Source organism: Paraburkholderia sp. FW306-02-B, assembly GCF_058782725.1.
Window position 1 is genome coordinate 4,622,708 of sequence record NZ_JBYSXZ010000001.1, and the last position, 17,254, is coordinate 4,639,961.

Here is a 17,254-nt window from a genome sequence, read left to right on the forward strand (position 1 = left end):
CCGGGTCAATCGCTCACCGCCACCTGATTCTTCCCGTCCCGCTTCGCACGATACAGCCCGACGTCGGCAGCTTCGATAAGCGTCGTCACGGGGTCGGACGCGGACGGCACGATTATCGCCGCGCCGATGCTGATCGTCACGACGCCGCTCGCCGATCCCGCATGCGGAATCTGCAGCGCCTCGATCGCGAGGCGGATCTTTTCGGCCAGCAAACGCAATCCGCCCGACGATGTACCCGGCACCACGATCGCAAACTCTTCACCACCAAATCGCGCCGCGAGATCCGACGAGCGTCCGAGGCAGGACTCGACAGTGCGCGCGATACGCTTGAGGACTTCGTCGCCGGCCACGTGTCCGTAGGTGTCGTTGTACGCCTTGAAGTTATCCACATCGATCATCAGAAAGCCGAGGCCGGCCTGATCGCGCGTGCCGCGACGCCACTCGGCGGCCAGATACTGATCTAGGTAACGGCGATTCGACAAGCCCGTCAAGCCGTCCGAATGCGTGAGCCGCTGCAATTCCAGATTTGTCGCGAGCAATTGCTGTTGCGACTGGCGCAGCGCCTTATACGCCTCGTCGCGTTGCAGGAGGTTCAGATACGAGCGCGAGTGATAGCGAATCCGCGCGATCAACTCGATGCGATCCGGCAGCTTCACCAGATAGTCGTTGGCGCCGGCGGCGAACGCCGCGCTTTTCACGAGCGGCTGTTCCTTGGTCGACAACACGATGATCGGAATATCGCGCGTGGCCGGATTCTGCCGGTATTGCCGCACGAGCGTGAGGCCGTCGGTGCCCGGCATGACGAGATCTTGCAGGATCACCGTTGCACGGGTTTCCTCGGCACAGTGCACCGCCTCTTCGGGCGACGCGCAGTAGTGGAAATCGACGCTCGGTTCGCCGGCCAGCGCCTGACGGATCGCCTCGGCGATGATCGCCTGATCGTCGACCAGCAACACCATGATCGGGCACTCGGCCGCGGGCGGATTGGCGAGGATGCGGGCCAACGCGTCGACTGCGTGATTCGGCGCGTCCACCGCGTGCGCGTGCGCTGGCGCGGTCGCGGCGTCTTCTGCGAGGTCCGGCGCGGTGGCGTCCTGGTGCGGTTTGCGAGTGTCCATGATGGTCAGCCAGAATGAATGTCAGTGAATCGAAGCGGCGCTCAATGTAGGCGTGAACGCGGCTATTGCGCGGCGACCGCGGTTACCAGCGCCGCGGCAATACGTGGCAACGGCAGGATCGCGGCGGCCGCGTCGAGCGCCGCAGCCGCCTTCGGCATACCGTAGACGGCGCAGGTCGCCTCGTCCTGGGCGATCGTGTGATAGCCCTTGGTGCGCATCGCCTTGAGTCCGATCGCGCCGTCGCGGCCCATGCCGGTCAGCAGCAGGCCGATCGCCCGCGCCGGCCAGCGCGCGACCACGCTATGAAAGAACACGTCGACGGAAGGCCGGTAAGGCGTCTCTTCCGGCACACGGGTATAGCCGAGCACGTTGGGCAGCTTCAGGTGAAGGTGATCGTCGGTGGCGGCGAGCAGCACGACGCCCGCTTGCGGCCGGTCGCCTTCGCGCGCGATCCGCACCGGCAGCGCCGACTGCTGATTCAGCCAGTCGGCCATGCCGGCGGCAAACGCCGCGTCGACGTGCTGCACGATAACGATGGCCGCCGCGAAATCCTTCGGCAATCCGGCGAGCAACGTGGCCAGTGCAGACGGGCCGCCCGCGGACGCGCCGATCGCGACCAGCGGCGTGTCGCGACGTGTTTCGCTCTTAGGGCTCGACGCGGCCGCGGTGCCGGGCGCATTGCGCTCCTTGACCAAAGCATCGATGCAATCGATCTTCGCGATCAGCGTGGCGATGCTCTTGTGTGCGTCCGGGCCGCTCAGCGACGGCGTATCGACCGCGTCGAGCGCGCCCGCGCCCATCGCTTCGTAGACGCGCCACGCGTTCGCGCCCACGTCGACGGTCACGATCAGGATCGCGCAAGGCGCGCGCGCCATGATGCGACGGGTGGCCTCGACGCCGTCCACGTTCGGCATCACGAGGTCCATCAGCACGATGTCGGGCCGCTGCGCGGTGCAGAAATCGACCGCTTGCTGGCCGTCCTGCGCGACCCACAGCACTTCGTAGTCGTGGCGCGCCGCGAGCGCGCGGCGCAGCGCCTCGACAGCAAGCGGCAAGTCATTGACGATTCCGATTTTCATCCGTTTTACCCGTGGGTTTAACCGTAAGCCTCGCCGATCAAATCACGCACTGCGTCGAGCAGGGCTTCGTCATGGAAACTGCCTTTTGCCAGATAGTAATCCGCGCCCGCGTTCAGACCGGCGCGGCGGTCTTCTTCACGATCCTTGTACGAGACGATCATCACCGGCAGCGCTTGCAACTGCGGATCGCGTTTGATGAAGTTGACGAGTTCGATGCCGTCCATCCGCGGCATGTCGATGTCGGTGATGACGAGGTCGAAGCGCTCGCTGCGCACCGCGTTCCAGCCGTCCATGCCGTCGACGGCGATCGTCACGTCGTAGCCGCGTGTGGCCAGCAGCTTGCGCTCGAGCTCGCGCACGGTGAGCGAATCGTCGACCACCAGCACGCGCCGCGTGACGCGCTGCGCCGTGGGCGCCGCACCGTGCTGCGCGTGTTGCAGATCGCCGCCGGCGACGAGCCTTTCGACCGAGCGCAGCCAGTCGTCGACATCGGCGATCAGCACCGGATCGCCGTTTTCCATCAGCGCGCCGGCAGTGATGTTCCTGATCTTGCCGAGGCGCGTGTCGAGCGGTTGCACGACCAGCATCCGCTCGCCGAGAAAGCGATCGACCACCACGCCGTAGGTCTGCGCACCGTCACCGATCACAATCACGCTGACGGTGTCGGCTTCATTGGCGAGCGGCGCGGTGTCGAGAATCTGATGCGCGGTGACGACGCCGATGCGGCGGCCGTCGAAGGCAATGTGCTGATGGCCTTCGAGCAATTCGATATCTGCGCGGCTCACGTGCAGCGTGCGGTTCACATGCGCGAGCGGCACCGCGTACGGCTCGCCCGCGACTTCGACCAGCAGGCTGCGAATCACCGAGAGCGTGAGCGGCAACTGCAACTGCACGCGCGTGCCGAGGCCGGGTTCGTGCGTGATGCGCACCGCGCCGCGCACGCGCTTGACGACGTCGTGCACCGCGTCGAGACCGACGCCGCGGCCCGACACGTCGGTGACCTGGTCGCGCAACGAGAAACCCGGCAGCAGGAGAAAGTCGAGCAACTCGGCGTCCGACAGACGCGCGGCGGTTTCCGTGCTCGCCAGTTTCTTGCGGACGATCGACGCACGCAATGCATCGAGATCGATGCCCGCGCCGTCGTCGGATACGGTGATGAGCAACGCGCCGGCGGTGTGGCGCGCGTCGAGTGTGAGCGTGCCTTCCTCCGGCTTGCCGCGCGCGATGCGCACAGCGGGCGCCTCGATGCCGTGGTCGATCGCGTTACGCAGCATGTGGCCGAGCGGCGCTTCGAGCAGATCGAGGATATCGCGGTCCACCTGGGTCGATTCGCCGACCAGTTGCCAGCGGACCTTCTTGCCGAGCGAACGCGCGACGTCGCGCACCATGCGCGCGAGACCGCTGGTGCCATCGCCGAATGGGCGCATCCGGCATTGCAAGGCGGCGTCGTAAAGCTGTTGCGACAGATGCGTCGAGCGGCGGTCGAAGCTCTCCAGATCGGCGAGACGTTCGGCGAGCAGATGCTGCGATTCCGCGGTCAGACGACGTAGCGCTTCGAGCGCGGCGTGCGCGCGCGGATCGAGTTGCAGGTCGGCGAGCGTTTCGTGCAGCTGATCCAAGGCGCGGTTGCTGTCGCGTTGGACGCGCTTGACGCGCAGCATCGATTGCGCGAACGGTTTGAGCCAGCGCGATTCGACCAGCGATTCGCCGGACAAGGACAGCAGGCGGTCGAGGTTGTCGGCGCGCACGCGCAGCATGCGGCCGGATTCGCTCACCGGGCTGGCGATGTCGCCTGTGGCTAAGCTGGTTGCCGGCGTGGTTGCCAGTGCGGCTAACTGTGCGGCTTCCGCAGGCGGCGCTTCCGCGCGCAGGGCGTCGGCTAGCAGGTTGACCGCGGCGTCATCGTGAGTGGAAGCGGTCTGCGGTGCGAGCGCTTCCAGCGGCGGGGAGACGGCCGCCGGCGGCACGTCGCGCCGCGTCGCCGCGCCATGCGGCACGACACCCGCCATCCGCGCCTGCAACGACGCCACGCACGCGCTGACCGCGTCACGCGCCGACTCGTCTTCATCGTTGCCGATCCGTGCGACCAGATCGACGCCACGCAGCAGTTCATCGATCCACGCGGCGTCGAGCAAGGCGCGCCCTTCCTGCGCGGCGACGAAGCAATCCTCCATCGCGTGGGCGAGGTCGACGCCGACCTGCACGCCGACGATGCGCGCCGCGCCCTTCAGCGAATGGGCGGCGCGCATGCAGGCCTCCAGCGCGGCGGCATCGCGCGGCGCGCGGTCGAGGGCGAGCAGGCCGTCGTTGAGCACGCGCGCCTGGGTCCGCGCTTCTTCGCGGAACAGATCGATCAGCGACGGGCGGCGTGGGTCCGTCATCCGAGACTCCGGTTCAAGGTGTCGAACAGCGCGTCGGCGTCGAGCAGGCCGACCGTCATGCCGCGCCACGGCGCGACCGCGCGCGTATGCGACGCGGCGGCGTGCGAGAGCGTCGCGGGCGGCGGGCAGAACGTGGACAGCGCGATCCGATGCACGCCGTCGACCTGGTCGACGGGAAACACCGCGTGCTCTTCAGCGCGCGAGACCACCAGCAGGCGCGGCAGATCGTGATGTGCTTTGTCGTCGCGTGCCGCGGTGTCCGGCTCGAAACCGAGCAGATGCGCGAGCGACAGGCACACCAGCAATTCACCCTGCACATTGACGACGCCCAGCACCGCGCGATGCTGCCGATGCGGCAACGTATGAATCGGCCGCGTCTGCACGATACGCTTGAAGATCGGCGTGGGCAGCGCGAGCCATTCGTCGCCGATGCGGAAGATGAGGAACGATTCGGACGCGCCTTGCGTGGTGTGCTGCGTGGGCGCGCTGACGTCATGCTGCGCGAGATCCACGAGCGGAATCGGGCGCTCCAGCAACCTGGCCGCCGCGGTTTCGAACACCGGGCAGTTCAGGCAACGTACATATTCGACAAGACGTTCGCACGACGAATCGCCGCGCACGCCAATGCGATTCCAGCAAGCGTCGAACGCCACCGTGCGATCGTCAGCCACGTTGCGCTCCTTGGGCACGCGACGCGCGTTGCATCAGCAGACGCGCGCCGGCGCGGTCGCCTTCGAGTTCGAGCAGCGTCGCCAGATGCGCCAACGCTTCCGCGTGCTGCGGATCGAGGTACAGCGCCTTGCGATAGTGGCCGCGCGCCTGGTTCACGTCGCCGCTGGCGTCGGCGAGGACGCCGAGCAGGTAGAACGCGTCGGCGTGCGGCGCGTGGTGTTCGAGATACGCGGTGATCGCATGGGCGGCTTCGGTGAGGCGGCCAGCATCCGCCAACGCGTGCGCGGCTTGCAAAGTGTCGCGTGCGGTGGTGGTCGGCGGTGTGTGATCCGCTGGCGGCGGGACGGTTTTTGACGGCATCGGCGTTTGCAGCGCAACGCCATTGAACGGCGTGCGTGCAACCGGATCGGGCCACGCGAAAGGCTGTGCGGAGAACACTTGCACCGGCGCAAGCGCGGGTACGAACGAATGCGTCATGGCGAGAGCCGCGGCGGTGGCGAGCGGCGCGGTGTGCCGCTCGCCACCGCCGCGCTGCGCTTCAGCGGGCGCGGCGCGATGGAATGCAAACGCCAACGAAATCTTCGCGGACTGCATGCCGTAGCGCATCAACAGCCCGGTTTCGGACGGCCCGACGAACAGCGTGCCGTTTTCGGCGAGCACGCTATTGAGCGCTTGCAACGCCGTTTGCTGCGCTTCGCGGCCGAAGTAAATCAGCACGTTGCGGCAGAACACGAAGTCGTAGACGCCGAGCGCCGCCGTATCGAGTTGCATCAGATTCGCGCGCGAGAATCGCACGGCTTCGACGATGCGCGGCGCGAGACGCCAGCCGTCTTCGGTGCGGATGAAATGGACGTCGCGAAACGGGAATGCATTGCCGCGAAACGAATTGCGGCCGTACACGGCATGCTGCGCGAGGGCGAGCGAACGTTCGCTGATATCCATCGCGTCGATGCGCAGGTGCGCGGCGTCGATGCCCGCGTCGAGCAGGGTCATCGCGATCGTGTACGGCTCTTCCCCGGTCGAGCACGGCAGGCTCAGGATGCGCAGCGGCATCGCCGTGCCGCGCTGATACAGGCGTTCATGCGCGAGCCGCGCAAGCGCCTTGAACGCGTCGGCGTCGCGATAGAACCAGGTCTCCGGCACGACGACCGTTTCGACCAGCGCCTGCACCATCGCGGGCGACGCCTGCGCCGCTTCCCAGTAGTCGTCGAGCGTGGCGTCGGCGTGACCGTCCGCGCACCAGGCGGCGGCGTGCAGATCGACCGCGCGCTCGATCGCGCTATGACCGACCGACGCCGCGTCGAGCCCGATGGTCCGCTGCAGCAGATCCGCAAAGCGCCGATAGAGCGGCGCGTTCTGATGATGCGCGTTCATGCGTGTGCCTCGGGAAACAGCAGCGCTTTGACGTCGTCGGGCAGCAGATGCTCGACGCGAATCCACTGCACCAGACCGCCCGCTTCGCTCGCGACGGGGCCGAGATAGCGCGCGTGCGGCGTGTCGATGCCGGTGTCGTGGAATGCATCGGTTTCGAGCCGGATCGTGCGCGTCGCGCCTTCAAGCAGTAGCGCGAGCAGGCGCACTGTGCCAGCGTGCGGATAGCGCACCAGCACGACGCGGGTCGACATCAACTGGGCGGCGGGGCGGCCGAGCGCGAGCGCCGGCAAGTCGATCACCGGCAGCGGCGCGCCTTCGTGCTCGAGCACGCCCGCGACCCACGGCGGCGCGCCGGGAATCGTCTTCGGCGGTTGCGGGGCGAGCGGCATCAGGCGCTCTACCTGCGTCGCGTCGATCACATAGCGTTCGCTATCGAGCGTGAAGAGGATGAAGAGCATCGGCGTGTGGGCGCGGGTATTGGTTTCAATGAGCCCGCCGCGGCGCGTCAGGCCGTCACCTTGAAGCGCGATACGCCGGTGCGCAGACTATTGGCGACGTGCGTCAGATCGTCGATGGCCTGGGTCGACTGGCGCAACGATTCGGCCGTTTGCTGCGCGGCCTCCGACAACTGCGTCAGCGCCTGGGTGATCTGCTCGGCGCCGGTGGCTTGCGTCTGCATGCCCTCGTTGACCATCGAGAAGCGCGGCGCGAGCGCCTGCACCTGCTGGATGATCTGCGTGAGATGGCCGCCGACGTTCTGCACGTCGAGCATGCCGCGCCGCACTTCCTCCGAGAACTTGTCCATGCCCATTACGCCCGCGGCCACCGCCGACTGGATCTCCTTGACCATCTGCTCGATGTCGTAGGTCGCCACGGCAGTCTGATCGGCGAGGCGGCGAATTTCCGTCGCCACGACCGCGAAGCCGCGGCCATATTCGCCGGCTTTTTCCGCTTCGATTGCAGCGTTCAGCGAGAGCAGGTTGGTCTGGTCCGCGACTTTGGTGATGGTGGCGACGACCTGGTTGATGTTGCTGGCCTTCTCGTTGAGGATCGCCAGCTTCGCGTTGACCGAGCCGGCCGCTTCCATCACGAGGCGCATGGTTTCTTCCATGCGCGTCAGGCCGGCGTGGCCGGTGCCCGCGAGCGCGGCCGATTGGCCGGCGACTTCGGAGACTTCGTTCATCGTGCGCAGCAGATCACGTGAGGTCGCGAAGATTTCGCGCGAGGTCGCGCCGATCTCGGTCGTGGTCGCGGCGGTTTCGTTCGCCGTGGCTTGCTGTTCGCGCGATGTCGCGGCGATTTCCGTGACCGATGTGGTGACCTGCACCGCCGACTTCTGCGCCTGGCCGACCAGTGCGGTCAGTTCGTCGGTCATCCGGTTGAAGCCGGCTTCGAGCGCGCCGATTTCATCGGCGCGGTTCAGTTGCAGACGTTGCGTGAGATCGCCGGTGCGCATGATGTCGACGACTTGCAGCACCTTGGCCATCGGCGTGGTGACCGCGCGCAACAGCCAGTAACCGGCCAGCACGGCGGCGACCGCGGCGATCAGCAGCATCACGAGCAGCACGATGCGGGTGGTTTCGACCGACTTGCGGATGTTCTCGGCGGATTGGTCGGCGACGCTCTTGTTATCGTCGACGATCTTGAGCACTGCCACCCGGCCGGTTTCCCAAACCGGCGTGAGTTGCGTGTTGAAGATACGCGCAGCGTTCTCTTTCGAACCCGGCAGTGAGTTCAGCAGCGATGCCTGGATGGGGATGTACTGCGTGTGCTGCTGCCGCAAATCGTTGAAGAGGTCGCGGTCGGTCTGGCGGAAGATGGTACTGGCGTAGTCGTTGAGGAGCTTCTGAAGCGTCTGCTGGGTTTCGGTCAGGCGCGTGGTGTCGCGTTTGACCGAGTCCGGATCCTCATCCACATAGAGGAGGCGCTGCGTGATCGTGTAGTTCTCGAACCACGCGGCGCGCATCGCGGTGGAGATGTAGATGCCGGGCATGGAGTCTTGCTGCTGACTCTTCGCGTCGCGGTCGATGCCGCCGAGTTGTTCGAAGGTGACAATCGCCATTGCCAGCATCACGATCAACACGATGCCGAAGCTGCACAGAATCCGTTGCCGGATGGTCCATTGTTTCACGCGCACGCCCCTTACATTTTGGCTTGATCTCGACACCCGTTTGTCGGCGCTGATTTGTCAGCGGAATTGTAGGGTCGGAAAGCTTTGCATTCGTCAGATTTTCCCGACGGGTTATGCGGCGAATTCTACATTGATCGGAGGAGTGGAGGTGGGTTTGGGTGGGGCTTGCAGCTGCTGCAGCAAGGCTTTGAGGAGCGGGCCCCGACGTTACACCGGTAATCCCCCGTTACCACTTGCAGCATCTATTTCCACGCACGCCATCCACAATCTGTTCCATGCCTAAACGGCGGGAGTCAGAGATGAAAAAGATTGCAGTGGCGTTGTTGATGGTCGGGAGTCTGAGCGCGGCGGGGCAAGCTTCGGCTCATGGCAATGGCGGCGATGTGGTCGGCGCGCTGATCGGCGGTGCGCTGCTCGGCGCCGTGGTGACGTCCGCTTTGAATCCGGCGCCTGTGGTTGCTTACCAGCAGCCTGTGTACGCGCAACCGGTGTATCAGCCGGCGCCGGTCTACGCGGGGCCGCCGCCGGGATACTGCTATGACCAGTACCAGCGCGCGTACGTCGCGTGCGGTGCGCCGCCGCCCGGACAGTATTACGGTTATCCGGAGCAGCCTCAGCCGGGGTGGTAAGCAGGTGGTGCGAGTTGGCGTGCGCAGCTGATGCTTGCGCGCGCTACACAGAAAGGCCGTCGCAGCGCGCGACGGCCTTTTCATTTCCTGCGTCGCTCAGTGTTTGTGATGCAACCATTCCGCGTAGTGCGTATCGAGCCAGCGCTCGAGGCGCTCTGGCCTTGTCTTGCGGCTATAGTGCGACGCCGCCCAGATCGCAACGCCGACCACTAGCATCACCAGGGGTCCCAGCAAATAAGCCATCAACGATTCAGACATGGGAGCCTCCGTATCGGGTTGCGCCAATGCTTCAGTTTAGGCGATGGGCGGCGGGAGAAAAGGGCGTTGTGAGATGGCAGCGGAGAAATTCAAACGTGACTGTTATCTTGAGATACAGAACCTAGTGTAAAACAAATTTTTCATTTATATACAGTAGTTTGTGCATGAGTTGCAAAGTGTTGTGTACCAAACTACCGCACCAGCACTGCCTTCTGTTAGGCGGGTAATGCGAGGCCGGCCTAAGGCCCTCAGAACGGGGCGACTCTTACTTTTCGGCCGTCCTGGATCTGGGTATCGACGAAGTCTGCCCAAAGCTGCAAGGTCCGGCGCCGTTCGGCGGCATCCTCCTCACCGTCGACACGCTCAGTGTCCTTGATCGCACGCGCCAAGGTCTTTTCGATCGCGTCTGAGGGCTGCCCCATCTCGCGCAAGTGTGTCGACGCGGTGCGCCGAAAGTCATGCAAGACGAAATGTTCCACGTCGAGCCCGAGTGCCTTGACGGCTTGATTAAGGGTGCTCTTCGCGATGGGGCGGTCGTCGCCCCTCACGGTCGGGAATACGAAATTTCGACTCGCCATGCTGCTGCGAAGCTCTCGAAGCATCGCAACCGCCTGGTGCGGGAGATACACGTCATGATCCCGGTCCTGCCGCATCCGTGCGGCCGGAATCTTCCATAGCGCGGCATCCAGGTCGAATTCGGACCATCTCGACTCGACGAGTTCGGATTTCCGAACCATCGTCAGTACCAGCAGGTGTAGCGCTAACTTCAACGGTCGTCGGATACTCGATGCGTAAATCGATCTGAGCATTGAGCCGATTTCGTCTGGAGAGAGAACGCGGGTGCGGCTGTCCGATGTTGCTATCGAGCGAGCCGGAATGATCTGCGCCGGGTTTGTCGTTGCGAGTTGTCGAGCGATCAGATACTCATAGAGCCGCTTCACCACGTTGCGCGTGTGCAGCGCCATTTTGGGCGAGCCACGGCTTTTGATCCTGTCGCATATCGCGAGGATGTCGTCGGCAGTCACGGCTTTTATCGGCTTGGCGCCAATGGCCGGCAAGACGTCTTTTTCCAGCGCTCGCCGCGTTGTACGCCGATATTCTTCCGACTTGCCGGCCATCTCCGTCGCGAGATAAAGCTCTGCACCCTCCCGCAGAACATCTGCCTTTCCTTCCGCACCGCGGTCCCTGCGTGCCGTAGCAACGGGTGAGATACCGCTTGCGACCATCTCGGCGTACTTCTGCGCCTTCGCGCGCGCGACCCGCAGCGAGATCATTCTGTAGTCGCCGATCGTAGCGAGAGGCTGCCGCTTGCCGTTCAGCGAATAGCGGAAGCGCCAGACCTTTGTGCCGGTCGTCATGACTTCGATCACGAGGCCGTTGCCGTCTGCCACGGAGTATCGGGTCTCGCGCGGTTCTAGTGCACGTATCTGGGCTTCGGTTAGGGGAGCGGCTAGTCTTGGCATTGTCGAATCGTTGATCCACGGACTGTGGCGATTTTAAACCGTGTACCCTCTGTGTACCAAAGATTCGCGCAGTTTTGGGCCAACGAAGCTGGCCAATACGTTTTCAGAAAGGGTGCGCGATTAGGCTTATGTTGCCGTTCTATCAAGGCTTTCCGCGAAAATTCCGGAAGCCGTTTACTTGCCGATACAGAACCTGCTAAAAATCACTCCGAGCAAGTCGTCCGAACTGAATTCGCCGGTGATCGAGTTCAACTGGTCCTGTGCGAGGCGCAGTTCTTCTGCGAACAGATCCAGCGCCTGAGAGTTCTGATCGGCGTGCGCGGCCGCCGTCGCCAGATGCTCCTGTGCCGCGCGCAGCGCAATCAGATGCCGTTCGCGCGCGAGATAGACGCTCTCCGCGCCGGCTTGCCAGCCGGCGATCCGCAGTAGTTCTTCGCGCAGCAGCGCGACGCCGTCGCCCTGTTTCGCTGACAGGCGTACCTCGCTCAGATCGATGTCCGTGGCCGCGGCGAGCGATTTCACTTCCGGCGCGAGGCCGGTCAGATCGGTTTTGTTCAGCACTCTCACCACCGGCACGCCGCTCGGAAAGCGGCCGGCGATCGTTCCGTCTTCGGCGGTCATGCCGGTTCTTGCATCGAGCAGATGCAGTACCACGTCCGCACGTTCGATCTCACTCCACGTGCGTGCAATGCCGATTTTCTCGACTTCGTCCTCGGTATCGCGCAGGCCGGCGGTGTCGATCACATGCAGCGGAATGCCTTCGATCTGGATGGTCTGCGCAACCTTGTCGCGCGTCGTGCCGGCGATCGGCGTGACGATGGCGAGTTCCGCGCCGGCCAGTGCGTTCAGCAGCGACGACTTGCCGACGTTCGGCTGCCCCGCGAGCACCACAGACAAACCCTCGCGCAGCAACGCGCCTTGCCGCGCTTCGCTCAACACGTGCGCGAGCCGTTCGCGAATCCGCGTGAGCTTGCCGCGGGCATCGGCGGCTTCGAGGAAATCGATTTCTTCTTCCGGGAAGTCGAGCGTCGCTTCGACCAGCATCCGCAGCGTGATCACCTCTTCGACGAGTGCGTGAATGTCTCGCGAAAACGCGCCGTCGAGCGAGCGTCCCGCCGAGCGCGCGGCGGCCTCGGTGCTGGCTTCGATCAGATCGGCAACGGCTTCGGCCTGCGCCAGATCCAGCTTGTCGTTGAGAAACGCGCGACGCGTGAACTCGCCTGGTTCGGCCAAACGCAGACCGAACGCCCGGCCGGCGTCGATGCAACGCTGCAAGACCAGTTGCAGCACCACCGGACCGCCGTGGCCCTGCAGTTCGAGCACGTGCTCGCCGGAATATGAGTGCGGCGCGGGAAAGTACAGCGCGATGCCGCGGTCGAGGGCGTTGCCGCTGTCGTCGAGGAACGGCACGTAGCTGGCGTGGCGCGGTGCGAGCGCCTGACCGGTGAGCGCTTGCATTAGCGGCTGGGCCGCTGTTTCGCCCGCGCGGCCAAACGAAATCCGCACGACCCCGATACCGCCTCGGCCGGGCGCGGTAGCAATGGCGACGATCGGATCGGAATCGGTGGTGAGCATGGGAAGGAGGCTGTCAGAGGAGATTGAAGCGCCCACCTTCGGGCGCTGGGCATTGTAACGCGCGCACTCACTCGTCCCTTTGACGGCAAGGGATTCTTAAAGCTCTGCGCCGCTCATCAGACAAATAAGGATTTATCTCGAACAGGCTAAGATGAGTTAAGGCCCGCTTACGACGCATCGACGCCGATGAGCCGCTGAAGCCCAAGCCGCAAAAGGAAAAAAGCGATATTCGACGAAATCGTGAAACGCGTTATTCGATGGCTATTTCAGGCTAAAAATAGCTTATTTAAGTTAAATATTAGCGTGGATGGTTGTCCACTGATTATGCGCTGAATTGCACAATCGGGCCATGCCGACCTCCAGAGAAAAAGCCGCTTTCGCCAAACGGCTGAAAGACTCACTCCCCAAGGATATTAAGGGTGGGACTGATTTAGCCAAAAAATTCAATCTGCTTTATAGCAAGGGTCCCGCCGTCTCTCCGCAAACCGCTCACAAATGGCTTGCAGGTACGACGATTCCGAAGCCCGACAAGCTGCAGGTGTTGGCCACCTGGCTGCAAAAGGACGCTCATTGGCTGCATTACGGGCCACCTCCGGCCGGCAAGGTCAAACCGCTTGCGCGCGGCGAGAAATATCCGCCGTCGCCTGAAACGATTGAACTCGCTTCGAAGCTTGAGGGTTTGTCGCCGCGTCAGCGAAACCTGGTCGAAGAAATGATCACCGAATTATATGGCGGTACTGATCAGCCAATAGACCGTGAACCTGACGCTCAATAAAAAAGCCGCCCGGCGCAAACCGGGCGGCTTTTTTTACGGCTGGTTTTTCTGCTGACTTCAGTTGTTGGCTTCGGCTTGCGTCAGCGACGCTCGCTGCCGCCGCCCGCCGCCAACATCCTCAAGCCGCTTTCGTCTTCGACTGGCCCATCATCCGGGTGATGTAGTACTGCTGGGCGATCGACAGCACGTTGTTCACGACGTAGTACAGCACCAGACCCGCCGGGAAGAAGAAGAACATGACCGAGAATGCAATCGGCATGAACATCATCATCTTGGCTTGAACCGGGTCCGGCGGCGTCGGGTTCAGCTTGGTCTGCAGGAACATCGAGACGGCCATCAGCACCGGCAGGATGAAGAACGGATCCTGTTGCGACAGATCGTGAATCCACAGAACCCACGGCGCGCCGCGCATTTCAACCGACGACAGCAGCACCCAGTACAACGAGATGAACACCGGAATCTGAATCACGACCGGCAGACAGCCGCCGAACGGATTGACCTTCTCGGTCTTGTACAACTCCATTAGCGCGGCGTTCATCTTCTGCGGATCGCCCTTGAAGCGTTCGCGCAGCGCCTGCATACGCGGCGTGATTGCCTTCATCCGCGCCATCGACTTGTAGCTCGCGGCCGACAGCGGGAAGAACACGGCCTTGATCAGCACTGTGAGCAGCACGATCGCCCAGCCCCAGTTACCGACATAGCTGTGGATCTTTTCGAGCAGCCAGAACAGCGGCTTCGCGATGATCGTCACATAGCCGTAGTCCTTCACCAGTTCCAGACCCGGGGCGACGCCTTCGAGCATGCGCTCTTCTTCCGGACCGGCGAAGAGACGCGCGGAAACATCAGCCGATTGGCCCGGGGCGATGGCCGGCACCGGTTGCTTCACGCCGACGCGATACAGCGCCGGATCGATCTTCTCGACGTAGATGTCGCGCTTCGCACCCTGCTGCGGAATCCACGCTGACGCGAAGTAATGCTGCACCATCGCGATCCAGCCGTTGTCGGCCGAATTGACGAAGTCTTCCTTGTTCTTGTCGATGTCGCTGAACGTCATCTTCTGGAAGTGGTGCTGGTCAGTGTAGACAGCCGGTCCGATGAACGTGTGCGAGAAGCGCGGTGTTTCCACCGGCGTGTCGTCGCGCACCAGTTCCATGTAGACCGACGGGCTCACCGGCGCGGTGCCGACGTTCTCGATCTTCGTGTCGACGCCAATTACATAGCTGCCGCGCGTGAACGTGTAGGTCTTCACGACCTTCACGCCACCCTTGACCGGCGACTCGAAGCTGAGCTGGAGCGACTTGGCGTCGCCCGTCAGATCGTGCGGCTGGTTCGGAACCGGCGTGTAGATGTCGTTATGGTTCGGGAAATCGCCGCCGAGCAGGCCGGTGCGCGCCAGATACGTGTGGTTCGCGGTGCGGTCGAACAGCGTGATGACGAGATCCGGCTGCTTGCCGTCGCCTTGCTTGACGAGCGACAGCTTCGACAGCGTGCCGCCGCGGGTGTCGATCTCGCCGTTATAGACGTCGGTGCTGAACTTGATCAGCTGCGATTGCGTCGCCGCCGGCGCATTGCCCGGCGCTGCTGCTGCGTTGGTAGCCGGCAGATCGGCGGACTGGGTTCCCGGCGTCGTGGTTCCCGGTGCGGCGCTACCGACGGTCTTGGTCGGGTTGGCGCTCGGGAAGAACATCGACGGGCGTCCGTGGTCGCGTTGCCAGTTGTCGAACAGCATGACCGCTGACATGAAAAAGATGACCCATAGGACGGTGCGTTTGATATCCATGCGTTGTCTCAGTGTCGATGGAACGGCGCGTCAGCGCTTTTCAGAAGTGGGAGGCGGGACGAGATCGATGCCGCCCGCGGAAAACGGGTGGCAGCGGCAAATACGCCTGGCGGCGAGATAAGTCCCGCGCGCGGCGCCATGATACTGGATTGCTTCGCGCGCGTAATCAGAGCAGGAAGGGTAAAAACGGCACCGGTTGCCGAGCATTGGGCTCACGGCAACCTTGTAGAAGCGCAATAAAGCGATGAGTACCGTTTGCATGGCTGGTGCGGCCTAACGGCGCCGCGCAACGTGGAGTACCGGGCGACGCCCGCGCAGCAGGGCTGCAAGGCGGGCGGTCACTTGAGCGTCATTCCGTCTTGGGCGCTTCCGCGGGCGGCGCCTCGCGACGGACAATTTCACGCGCTGCCTTGTCGAGCAGCGCCTCAATCTCGCTGCGGCACAGCGCCCTCAACGGCGGCGACGAGGCGCTCGGCAAAGCCTTCTTGTCGAAGCGCGTGTGCAAACGCAGCAGTACATCCCAACCGCCGAATTCCGCGCGACGCAGCCGGAAGGCTTCACGCGCGATTCGACGTACCAGATTACGCGTGGCCGCGCGCGGCGCATACTTCTTGCCGATCACAAGGCCTAAGCGAGCGTCATTGCCGGTGGGTCGGCCGTACACCACGAAGTGCGCGGTGCGGCGCCACGGGCGCAAACGAAAAACGGATGAAAATTCATCCGTTTTCAGCAGCCTTGCGGCTTTGGGGAAGGCGGCTTGCGCTCGCAACGGAACCGAGCCCTGTTGCTGCGCCCCAGCCGCTCCCGCTTCACCGCGGGCTTCGCTTGTTGGCACAAACGGAGCGCGCAATCCGCTCGCCTGCCTTAGATCGCGAGGCGCTTGCGGCCCTTCGCGCGACGTGCGTTGATGACCTTGCGGCCACCAGCGGTCTTCATGCGAACGCGGAAGCCGTGGGTGCGCTTGCGACGGGTAACGGAAGGTTGGTAAGTACGTTTCATGTTGCTCTCACTTGATCGAAAAATAACCGCGCGATCATCGCTGAAAGCGCAATGGCCGGAGGTTTACTGAATTGGTTTTCGCGGAACCCGCTATTTAAACCCGTTTTCTGTTGGGCGTCAATAGTTTAGCCTGGTTCGGTGGCGGCCCGGCGATGCTTCGCCGGATGATCAGTCCCTGTGGATAACTCCCTTTCGGGTTCGATTTGGCGTTAGAATCTCGCCTTACTTCCCAAAAATCCTGCACGCCGCTCCGGCTCGCTTGCCCCGCAAACCCTTGTGGCACAAGCGCCTGGAGCCGTTACGCCTGGCTGCTCTGGGCCTTGTTGCGTGCGCGCGACAGGGGCAGCGGCGAACCGCCGTGCACACCATAACGACAGCAACTCGATGAACGATTTCTGGCAACACTGTTCCGCATTGCTGGAGCGTGAGCTTACGCCCCAGCAGTACGTGACGTGGATCAAACCGTTGGCCCCGGTTGGCTTCGACGCCGCTGCGAACACGCTTAGCATCGCTGCGCCGAACCGCTTCAAGCTCGACTGGGTCAAGAGCCAGTTCTCCGGCCGCATCGCGGATATGGCCCGCGATTTCTGGCACGCACCGGTCGACGTGCAATTTGTGTTGGACCCGAAAGCAGGCATGCGCGCGCCCGCGGCAGTGGCGCCGGCTCAGTCGCGTCCGTCTTCCGCGCCGATGGGCGGTGGTCATTCCGGCGGTGCTGTTGCAGTGGATGCAGCCGTCGGCGCCGTGCAAGCGGCGCACGCCGCTCGCGCCAATGGCGCGCTCGCTACGCATAACGCGCGCGCGGCGGCTGAAGAAGCCGCCGACCTCGATCTTCCCAGCCTCGACGCCAACGAAGCCGCCGCCGCACGCCGCACGTGGCGTCCGGGCCAAAGCGCCGGCTCGAACAACAACGGCGACAATGACTCGATGTACGAGCGTTCGAAGCTCAACCCCGTGCTGACCTTCGACAACTTCGTGACCGGTAAGGCCAACCAGTTGGCACGCGCCGCGGCGATCCAG

The 17,254-nt window shown here is 63.7% G+C and carries 17 protein-coding genes; 3 read left to right on the forward strand and 14 right to left on the reverse strand.

The window, feature by feature from the left end; all coding sequences use genetic code 11:
• Window positions 1-5 precede the first annotated feature (5 nt).
• From AC3WOG_RS20785 to AC3WOG_RS20815, 7 genes are all read right to left on the reverse strand, one after another.
• Complete coding sequence (locus AC3WOG_RS20785) at window positions 6-1,118, reverse strand: diguanylate cyclase (protein ID WP_492579666.1); 1,113 nt, start codon at window positions 1,116-1,118, stop codon at window positions 6-8.
• A gap of 62 nt (window positions 1,119-1,180) precedes the next feature.
• Window positions 1,181-2,197: a chemotaxis response regulator protein-glutamate methylesterase gene (locus tag AC3WOG_RS20790; RefSeq protein WP_492579667.1), complete on the reverse strand. Its 1,017-nt coding sequence runs from the start codon at window positions 2,195-2,197 to the stop codon at window positions 1,181-1,183.
• Window positions 2,198-2,214: 17 nt separating this feature from the next.
• Window positions 2,215-4,578 carry a hybrid sensor histidine kinase/response regulator gene (locus AC3WOG_RS20795; RefSeq protein WP_492579668.1) on the reverse strand — a complete coding sequence of 788 codons (2,364 nt, stop codon included), beginning with the start codon at window positions 4,576-4,578 and terminating at the stop codon, window positions 2,215-2,217.
• The gene (locus tag AC3WOG_RS20800) at window positions 4,575-5,249 is read right to left on the reverse strand and encodes a chemotaxis protein CheW (RefSeq protein ID WP_492579669.1); all 675 of its coding nucleotides are present in this window, start codon (window positions 5,247-5,249) and stop codon (window positions 4,575-4,577) included. The genes AC3WOG_RS20795 and AC3WOG_RS20800 overlap by 4 nt, the downstream gene beginning before the upstream one ends.
• Entirely contained in the window at window positions 5,242-6,624 is a 1,383-nt protein-coding gene (locus AC3WOG_RS20805; RefSeq protein WP_492579670.1) for a CheR family methyltransferase, read from the reverse strand. Before AC3WOG_RS20805 ends, AC3WOG_RS20800 begins: the two co-directional genes overlap by 8 nt.
• Window positions 6,621-7,082, reverse strand: coding sequence for a chemotaxis protein CheW (locus AC3WOG_RS20810; protein WP_492579671.1), 462 nt, complete (start codon window positions 7,080-7,082; stop codon window positions 6,621-6,623). The genes AC3WOG_RS20805 and AC3WOG_RS20810 overlap by 4 nt, the downstream gene beginning before the upstream one ends.
• Window positions 7,083-7,129: 47 nt before the next feature.
• The gene (locus AC3WOG_RS20815) at window positions 7,130-8,755 is read right to left on the reverse strand and encodes a methyl-accepting chemotaxis protein (protein WP_492579672.1); all 1,626 of its coding nucleotides are present in this window, start codon (window positions 8,753-8,755) and stop codon (window positions 7,130-7,132) included.
• A gap of 299 nt (window positions 8,756-9,054) precedes the next feature.
• Here AC3WOG_RS20815 and AC3WOG_RS20820 point away from each other — a divergent pair, with 299 nt between their 5' ends.
• Entirely contained in the window at window positions 9,055-9,384 is a 330-nt protein-coding gene (locus AC3WOG_RS20820) for an ecotin precursor (protein WP_492579673.1), read from the forward strand.
• Window positions 9,385-9,480: 96 nt separating this feature from the next.
• Here AC3WOG_RS20820 and AC3WOG_RS20825 read toward each other — a convergent pair whose 3' ends face one another.
• From AC3WOG_RS20825 to mnmE, 3 genes are all read right to left on the reverse strand, one after another.
• Entirely contained in the window at window positions 9,481-9,642 is a 162-nt protein-coding gene (locus tag AC3WOG_RS20825; RefSeq protein WP_492579674.1) for a hypothetical protein, read from the reverse strand.
• A gap of 248 nt (window positions 9,643-9,890) precedes the next feature.
• Window positions 9,891-11,105, reverse strand: coding sequence for a tyrosine-type recombinase/integrase (locus tag AC3WOG_RS20830; RefSeq protein WP_492579675.1), 1,215 nt, complete (start codon window positions 11,103-11,105; stop codon window positions 9,891-9,893).
• A 174-nt stretch (window positions 11,106-11,279) separates the two neighbouring features.
• Window positions 11,280-12,680 carry a tRNA uridine-5-carboxymethylaminomethyl(34) synthesis GTPase MnmE gene (mnmE, locus tag AC3WOG_RS20835; protein ID WP_492579676.1) on the reverse strand — a complete coding sequence of 467 codons (1,401 nt, stop codon included), beginning with the start codon at window positions 12,678-12,680 and terminating at the stop codon, window positions 11,280-11,282.
• Window positions 12,681-13,029: 349 nt separating this feature from the next.
• On the opposite strand from mnmE, the gene AC3WOG_RS20840 reads away from it, so the two are divergent.
• Entirely contained in the window at window positions 13,030-13,455 is a 426-nt protein-coding gene (locus AC3WOG_RS20840) for an XRE family transcriptional regulator (protein WP_492579677.1), read from the forward strand.
• A gap of 118 nt (window positions 13,456-13,573) precedes the next feature.
• On the opposite strand, the gene yidC is transcribed toward AC3WOG_RS20840, so the two are convergent.
• The 4 genes from yidC to rpmH all read right to left on the reverse strand — a co-directional run bounded on the left by yidC (window position 13,574) and on the right by rpmH (window position 16,234).
• On the reverse strand, window positions 13,574-15,235 hold the full coding sequence (gene yidC, locus AC3WOG_RS20845) for a membrane protein insertase YidC (protein WP_492579678.1): 1,662 nt from the start codon (window positions 15,233-15,235) through the stop codon (window positions 13,574-13,576).
• Between the two features lie 30 nt (window positions 15,236-15,265).
• Entirely contained in the window at window positions 15,266-15,496 is a 231-nt protein-coding gene (gene yidD, locus AC3WOG_RS20850) for a membrane protein insertion efficiency factor YidD (protein ID WP_007180115.1), read from the reverse strand.
• A gap of 88 nt (window positions 15,497-15,584) precedes the next feature.
• The gene (locus AC3WOG_RS20855) at window positions 15,585-16,070 is read right to left on the reverse strand and encodes a ribonuclease P protein component (protein WP_492579853.1); all 486 of its coding nucleotides are present in this window, start codon (window positions 16,068-16,070) and stop codon (window positions 15,585-15,587) included.
• Window positions 16,071-16,099: 29 nt separating this feature from the next.
• Window positions 16,100-16,234: a 50S ribosomal protein L34 gene (rpmH, locus tag AC3WOG_RS20860; RefSeq protein ID WP_004198824.1), complete on the reverse strand. Its 135-nt coding sequence runs from the start codon at window positions 16,232-16,234 to the stop codon at window positions 16,100-16,102.
• Between the two features lie 384 nt (window positions 16,235-16,618).
• On the opposite strand from rpmH, the gene AC3WOG_RS20865 reads away from it, so the two are divergent.
• Window positions 16,619-17,254: DnaA N-terminal domain-containing protein (locus AC3WOG_RS20865; RefSeq protein WP_492579679.1), on the forward strand; the 636-nt coding region annotated here is incomplete at its 3' end.

Bases quoted from the DNA above. Each gene is read 5' to 3' on its own strand.
- rpmH (WP_004198824.1), bottom strand. From the start codon at position 16,234: ATGAAACGTACTTACCAACCTTCCGTTACCCGTCGCAAGCGCACCCAC.
- AC3WOG_RS20795 (WP_492579668.1), bottom strand. From the start codon at position 4,578: ATGACGGACCCACGCCGCCCGTCGCTGATCGATCTGTTCCGCGAAGAA.
- AC3WOG_RS20820 (WP_492579673.1), top strand. From the start codon at position 9,055: ATGAAAAAGATTGCAGTGGCGTTGTTGATGGTCGGGAGTCTGAGCGCG.
- AC3WOG_RS20805 (WP_492579670.1), bottom strand. From the start codon at position 6,624: ATGAACGCGCATCATCAGAACGCGCCGCTCTATCGGCGCTTTGCGGAT.
- mnmE (WP_492579676.1), bottom strand. From the start codon at position 12,680: ATGCTCACCACCGATTCCGATCCGATCGTCGCCATTGCTACCGCGCCC.
- AC3WOG_RS20830 (WP_492579675.1), bottom strand. From the start codon at position 11,105: ATGCCAAGACTAGCCGCTCCCCTAACCGAAGCCCAGATACGTGCACTA.
- AC3WOG_RS20785 (WP_492579666.1), bottom strand. From the start codon at position 1,118: ATGGACACTCGCAAACCGCACCAGGACGCCACCGCGCCGGACCTCGCA.
- AC3WOG_RS20840 (WP_492579677.1), top strand. From the start codon at position 13,030: ATGCCGACCTCCAGAGAAAAAGCCGCTTTCGCCAAACGGCTGAAAGAC.
- yidD (WP_007180115.1), bottom strand. From the start codon at position 15,496: ATGCAAACGGTACTCATCGCTTTATTGCGCTTCTACAAGGTTGCCGTG.
- AC3WOG_RS20825 (WP_492579674.1), bottom strand. From the start codon at position 9,642: ATGTCTGAATCGTTGATGGCTTATTTGCTGGGACCCCTGGTGATGCTA.
- AC3WOG_RS20790 (WP_492579667.1), bottom strand. From the start codon at position 2,197: ATGAAAATCGGAATCGTCAATGACTTGCCGCTTGCTGTCGAGGCGCTG.
- AC3WOG_RS20810 (WP_492579671.1), bottom strand. From the start codon at position 7,082: ATGCTCTTCATCCTCTTCACGCTCGATAGCGAACGCTATGTGATCGAC.
- yidC (WP_492579678.1), bottom strand. From the start codon at position 15,235: ATGGATATCAAACGCACCGTCCTATGGGTCATCTTTTTCATGTCAGCG.